This is a genomic window from Pseudonocardia pini (assembly GCF_013870575.1).
Lineage (GTDB): Bacteria > Actinomycetota > Actinomycetes > Mycobacteriales > Pseudonocardiaceae > Pseudonocardia > Pseudonocardia pini.
The window spans coordinates 1-5,730 of sequence record NZ_JACBXB010000342.1; the positions used below are offsets into that span (position 1 = coordinate 1).

The following is a 5,730-nucleotide window of genomic DNA, read 5'->3' on the forward strand; positions in this document are numbered from 1 at the left end:
CGGGCGTTCGCCGACGGGGTCCGGGTGGTGGAGCTGGCGTCGCTGCGCAACCCGGCGCTGCTGCCGCAGGCCGTGTTCGACGGGCTCGGGATCGGCCACCGCGACCAACCGGACCGCTCGGCGGTGGACGCCCTGGTGGAGCACGTGCGCACCCGCCACATGTTGATCGTGCTGGACAACTGCGAGCACGTGCGGGACGCCGCGGCCCGTTTCGTCGACGAGGTCCTGCGTGCCACCTCCCGCGTCCACTTCCTCACCACGAGCCGGGAGCTGCTGAACCTGCCGGGGGAGCGGATCACCGTGCTCCACCCGCTCGCGGCTCTCGGACCCGCCACGGCGCTGTTCGAGAGCCGGGCCCGCGACGTCGTGCCGGGTTTCGTCGTCGACGACACGAACCGCGCGGCGGTGCGGCAGGTCTGCGAGCGGCTCGACGGGCTGCCCTTGGCGATCGAGCTGGCCTGCGCTCGGCTGCGGGTGTTGTCGGTGCACGAGCTGGCGGACCGGCTGTCGGACAGCATCGAGCTGCTGTCCACCCGCGGGCGCGGCGGCACCGAGCGGCACCAGAGCCTGCAGGCCGCGATGGCCTGGAGCCACGAGCTGTGCACGCGCGAACAGCAGCTGCTGTGGGCCCGCGTCTCGATCTTCGCGGGCGGGTTCGACACCCGGGCGGCCGAGGCCGTCTGCGCGGATGCGGCCCTGCCCGCGGCGGTCGTCCTCGACTGCCTCTACGACCTCGTCGGGAAGTCGATCCTGCAGCGCGAGGAGTCCCGCGGCCGGGTCCGCTTCCGGATCCTGGAGACCATCCGCGAGTTCGGCCAGGCGATGCTCTCGCCCGCCGAGAGCGCCCGCCTGCACCGCAGGCACCTGGAGTGGTGCGCCGGGCTGGTCACCGAGTCGGTGCGGCGGTGGTTCTCCGACGAGCAGTTCGCGATCTCCGAACGGCTGCGCGCCAACCTGGCCAACGTGCGCACGGCGCTGGAGACCGCCCTCGTCATCGATCGGCCGACGGCGGCCGAGCTGGTGTCCGCCCCGTGGTTCCTGTGGGCCTGCGGGCTCTCCGCCCGCGAGCACGCGATGTGGCTGGACCGGGTGCTGGAGCAGGAGCTCAGTCCCGGGCGGCGCGCCGCGGCGCTGGGCACGGTGGGCCTGGTCCGGACCATGCAGGGCTATCGGGACACCGCCGCGCCCGTCGTCGCCGAGGCCCTGGACCTGGCTCGGGCCGCGCCGGACCCGCCGGCGGAGGCCTTCGCCCTCGACGCGCAGGGACTGGCGGCGTTCTTCGACGGCGAGCACCGGCGGGCCGAGACCCTGCTGGGGGAGTCGCTGGCGCTCTACGAGACCGATCCGCAGGTGCGCGGGGACCTGCCGTGCGCCGTGCGGGTGCACCTCGGGATGCTGCTCTGCTTCGAGGGCCGCACGGGGGAGGCCCAGCGGTTCTTCGACGACGTCCGCGCGCGCTGCGAGGAGGTCGGGGAGCGGTGGATGCTGTCGTACGCGATCTTCGGGCAGGGCCTCGTCGCCGTCACCGAGGAGCGCCATCCCGAGGCCATCGCCCTGGCCCGGGAGAGCCTCGGCCTCAAGCGGCAGTTCGAGGACTCCGTCGGCACGCCGCTGGCCGTCGAGCTGCTGGGGTGGGCGGAGGCGGGTGCGGGGTCGGCGGCGCGGGCCGCGGTGCTGATCGGGGCGTCGTCGGTGCTGTGGCGGGCCTTCGGGCAGCAGCTCTACGGCTCGGCCGAGTGGATGGCGCGGCGGGAGCGGTTCGTGCTGCGGGCCCGGTCCGAGCTCGGCAACGCCGCCTGGGAGACGGGTGCGCGCCGCGGCGCCGCGATGGGCCTGGCCGAGCTGCTGGACTTCGCGCTCGCCGAGGAAGCCACCGAGCTCCGGCCGGAGTCCGACGTGATCGCCGTGCTGTCCCGGCGGGAGCGCGAGGTCGCCCGGCACATCGCCGCGGGCCGGACGAACCGGGAGATCGCGGCGGCGCTGGTGCTGTCGCACCGGACCGTCGAGGGGCACGTCGAGCACATCCTGCAGAAGCTGCGGCTGCAGAACCGCAACCAGGTCGCCGTCGCACTGCTGAGTGACCAGAAGTGAGCGGGACCACGTAGCGGACCACGTGGTCACCCGGGTCCGCGTGGTCTCCCCGGTCGGCATCGTGGGCGCCGTCAGTCCGAGTCCGGACGACGTGCGACCAACGGAGGCCGACACCATGACGGAAACCCTCACCCGCCCGGAGCCGACCGCCCAGACGGTGGACTGGGTGGCTCGCGCCCGGAGCCTCAAGCCGGTCATCGACGCCGAGGCGGACACCATGGAGGCGGGTGCCACCATCACGAAGCCGGTGGTGGACGCGCTCGCCGAGGCGGGCCTGTTCTGGGTCCTCGTGCCGACGGAGTACGGCGGCGCAGGCGAGGGCATCGTGACCTCGCTGAAGATCGTCGAGGAGCTGTCCCGCGCGGACGGGTCCGTGGGCTGGGCCTACATGGCCAACGCGTTCTCGACGGGTGTCGCGGCGGGCTTCTTCTCCGCCGAGGGCGCCGAGGAGCTGTACGCGGGAACGGACAAGGCCGTCACGGCGGGGATGATCCTGCCGACCGGCACCGGGAAGCGCGTGGAGGGCGGCTACGAGGTCACCGGCACCTACGGCTTCGCCAGCGGCTCGCACCACGCGTCGCGGATCGGGGCCGGCTTCGTCGTCCTCGGAGACGACGGCGAGCCGGAGATGAACGGCGAGACCCCGGTCTGCCGGATCGCGTTCGTCCCACGGGACGAGGTCGAGTTCCTCGGTGGCTGGAACGTCATGGGGATGTCCGCGACCGGCAGCGACAACTACCGGGTCGACCGGCTGTTCGTGCCCGAGTCCCGCACCATGGACACCTTCTCCACCGAGCCGGTGCGCCCCGAGGCCGTGTACAAGCTGGGCATGCTCGGCATCGGCGTCGGCGGGCACGCGCCCGTCGCGCTCGGGATCGCGCAGCGCGCGCTGGAGGAGATCGCCCAGATCACCAAGGACAAGAAGCGCCCCGGCTACCCGACCGTCGTCGGCGACTCGGAGATGTTCCGCCGCGGGTTCGTGGAGAACGACGCGCTGCTGCAGGCCGCGCGCCTCTACGTCTACCAGGCCCACGCCGACGCCGAGGCCGCCGCGGCCGCGGGCACCATCACCGAGGAGCACCGCGCGCGCCTGCGCCAGGCCGCGACGTGGGTGCAGAAGGTCGCCCAGGACATCGTGACCTGGGCCTACAACTGGGGCGGCTCCGCCTCGATCCGCAACCCCAGCGTGCTGGGCCGCTGCCTGCGGGACATCTCCGTGGGAGCCCAGCACATGCTCGTCGAGCCCATGACCCTGGTCGACGCCTCGGGCCCGATCATCGCCGGCTACCTGAAGGAGAACTGATGTCCGACGCCCAGAACCTCACCGACGCCTTCGCCGCAGCCGACAAGGGCGACGCGAGCCTGCTCGTCGACCTCTACGCGGACGACATGAGCTGGGCCGGCTTCCAGGCCGACGGCACCCAGACCGTGTTCACCAAGGGCTCGTTCCTCGAGGCCTTCGGCATCCTGGCCAAGCTCGACGAGGCCCGCAACGAGGTGGTCCGCACCGAGGAGACCCCCGAGGGCCTCGTGATCGCCTGGATCCAGGCCTACCGCCGCAAGGGCGACGACGTCCTGGACTTCACCCTCGTCATGGTCCACCAGTTCGTCGACGGCAAGGTCACCCGCGGTGCCGACGTGTGCCCGCCGAGCTTCGGCGAGTACTGGAAGAAGCTGGGGCTGGCCTGATGGGAACGCTGGACGGGAAGGTCGCCCTGGTCACCGGGGCCGCCCGCGGGCAGGGTCGGTCGCACGCGGTCCGGCTCGCCGAGGAGGGTGCGGACGTCATCGCGATCGACGTCTGCACCCCGGTGGAGACCGTGGAGTACCGCGGCGCCTCCGTGGCCGATCTCGACGAGACGGTGGCGCAGATCGAGAAGCTGGACCGCCGGGTCGTCGCACGCCAGGCGGACGTCCGCGATCTCGCCGCCCTGCAGTCCGCGGTCGCCGACGGCGTCGCGGAGCTCGGCAGGCTCGACGTCGTGGTGGCCAACGCGGGGATCTTCACCACCGCCCCGGTCCACGAGCTCTCCGAGGAGCAGTGGGACACCATGATCGACGTCAACCTGACGGGGGTGTGGAAGACGGTCAAGGCGACCGTTCCGCGGCTCATCGAGCAGGGGAGCGGCGGGTCGATCATCCTGATCAGCTCCACCGGCGGGACCCAGGGGTTCCCGAACTTCGCGCACTACGTGGCCGCGAAGCACGGCGTCATCGGGCTGGCCCGGACGATGGCGAACGAGCTGGGACAGCACGAGATCCGGGTCAACGCGGTCCAGCCGACCTCGGTGCTGACCGACATGATCGACCACGTCGGGATGTACAAGCTGTTCCGACCGGACCTGGAGACGCCCACGCGCGAGGACCTCCGGCAGGCGCTGCTGGGTGGGATGAACATCCTGCCGACGCCGTGGGTGGAGCCGCGCGACATCAGCAACGCCGTGGCCTGGCTCGCCTCCGACCAGGCGCGGTTCGTCACCGGCAGCACGCTGCCGGTCGACGCCGGGGCGCTGCAGAAGATGTGACACGCCCGGGCCGGGACCTGCGCCGAGGCGGTCCCGGCCCAGTGCTCCGACCGAGGGGAACCCACCCACGGCAGGACGCGTCGACCGGAGAGTCGCGCCGGCCACCCGCGCCGCCCGTGGGCAGGGCCGCGCGCCACCTCCCGCCTCGTCGGTTCCGGGTCGTGACGTTCGACGAGCTCCTCGGCAGTGCACCGGCCACGGTGCAGCAGGCGGAGCCCGAGGACGGCGAGAACCCGCTGCGGCTGGTCCTCATGGCCCGCTCGTCGCCGACGTGACCGGTTTCGCCAAGCGTGTCGAAGCTGCGTGCCACCGGTGCGGGCGAGGGGACCTGGGACCGGGAGGCGGCAGGGATCAAGGTGACCCGGCACTCCTGACCGCCGGGCCGCGACGCTCACCCACACGAGCCGATCCCCGGGAGATCGGCTCGTGTGCTCCCGCCGACCGTACGCGGAGGTGCGGTGGGTCCGGACCCGCCGGCGCGCCGCCCCCGTCCGTCACCGCATCTCGCCCGCACCGACGTAGGGGTGGGGGCTGCGGAGCAGCGTGCCCCGGGCGAAGCGGGAGAGGCGGAAGTCGGTCTCGGGGATGTCGGGGTGGCTGCTGCGGCCGTCGACGACGAGGTCGGCCACGAGCCGCCCGACGGAGGGCGAGATCTTGAAGCCGTGCCCGGAGAACCCGGCGGCGACGATGAGCCCGTCGATCCCGGTCTCGGAGATGGCCGGGTTGAAGTCGGGGGTGACGTCGTAGCAACCCGCGTAGGAGGAGGCGATGGAGGCCTTGTCCAGGCCGGGGAACCGGGTGCCGACCTTGTCGACGGTGAGGTCGAGGAAGGCCTCGGTGGCCTGGTCGGAGTAGTGGTCGGGGTCGGCCGGTTCGAGCTCGGCGAGGTCGGAGTTGCCGAACAGGATCTCCCCACCGCTCTCCGCGCGGACGTACTGCAGGGACACGAGGTCGGAGAACACCGGGACCGGGCCCACCTCGGCGCCGGGGTCGATGAGCACGATCTGCTCGCGGTGCACGGTGATGGGCAGGTCGACGCCGTGGGCGGCGAGGAGCGGGACCGACCACGGCCCCGCGGCGACGACGACGGTGCCGGCGGCCAGCACGGTCCCGT

General features: G+C 72.7%; 5 protein-coding genes. 4 read left to right on the forward strand and 1 reads right to left on the reverse strand.

The features are described 5' to 3' along the window. The 4 genes from H5J29_RS18910 to H5J29_RS18925 form a co-directional block, all read left to right on the forward strand. A partial coding sequence (locus tag H5J29_RS18910; RefSeq protein WP_181782313.1) for an ATP-binding protein occupies positions 1 to 2,091 on the forward strand: 2,091 nt, incomplete at its 5' end. Positions 2,092 to 2,206: 115 nt separating this feature from the next. Further along, entirely contained in the window at positions 2,207 to 3,394 is a 1,188-nt protein-coding gene (locus tag H5J29_RS18915) for an acyl-CoA dehydrogenase family protein (RefSeq protein ID WP_181782315.1), read from the forward strand. After that, positions 3,394 to 3,780, forward strand: a complete 387-nt coding sequence (locus H5J29_RS18920) for a nuclear transport factor 2-like protein (protein ID WP_181782316.1) — start codon at positions 3,394 to 3,396, stop codon at positions 3,778 to 3,780. Before H5J29_RS18915 ends, H5J29_RS18920 begins: the two co-directional genes overlap by 1 nt. Next, entirely contained in the window at positions 3,780 to 4,616 is an 837-nt protein-coding gene (locus H5J29_RS18925; protein ID WP_181782317.1) for a mycofactocin-coupled SDR family oxidoreductase, read from the forward strand. Before H5J29_RS18920 ends, H5J29_RS18925 begins: the two co-directional genes overlap by 1 nt. A gap of 494 nt (positions 4,617 to 5,110) precedes the next feature. Here the strand turns inward: H5J29_RS18925 and H5J29_RS18930 are convergent. After that, on the reverse strand, positions 5,111 to 5,730 hold a 620-nt coding region (locus tag H5J29_RS18930), incomplete at its 5' end, for an NAD(P)/FAD-dependent oxidoreductase (protein ID WP_181782319.1).